1 protein-coding gene is annotated in these 447 nt (G+C 60.4%); it reads left to right on the top strand.

Translation table 11 applies throughout. The features are described 5' to 3' along the window. Nucleotides 1–389: integrase core domain-containing protein (locus AO065_RS27505; RefSeq protein WP_238381514.1), on the top strand; the 389-nt coding region annotated here is incomplete at its 5' end. Between the last annotated feature and the right edge of the window lie 58 nt (nucleotides 390–447).

The following is a 447-nucleotide window of genomic DNA, read 5'->3' as shown; positions in this document are numbered from 1 at the left end:
ATCGGATGAAGTCCCGGCTCGCGGTCGATGCGCTCGACAACGCCGTCGCCCGCCGAGATTTCGTCGCAGGCTGCGTGGTCCACACCGACAGAGGATCGCAATTTCAATCAAAAAAATTCGTCCGTGCTCTGAGCCGCCATCACATGGTCGGCTCGATGGGCCGCGTCGCTGCGGCCGGCGACAATGCCGCCATGGAGAGCTTCTTCTCTCTACTGCAAAAGAACGTCCTGGACCGCCGCCCCTGGCGCACCCGTGACGATCTCAGGATCGCGATCGTCACCTGGATCGAAAGGACCTACCACCGCCGACGCCGCCAAGTCGGGCTCGGCCGATTGACCCCCATAGAATACGAGACCATCATGACCACACCAGCCACTCAGGCTGCGTGACTCAACCTGTCACCTGATCGTGCAGCAGACCCTTTCGTATCAAACGGATCGAATCAGT

It is taken from the genome of Pseudomonas viridiflava, from assembly GCF_001642795.1.
In the GTDB taxonomy this organism is placed as follows: Bacteria; Pseudomonadota; Gammaproteobacteria; order Pseudomonadales; family Pseudomonadaceae; genus Aquipseudomonas; species Aquipseudomonas viridiflava.
Note: the sequence above shows the minus strand (reverse complement) of the source record. Positions and strands in the feature narration are given on the sequence as shown.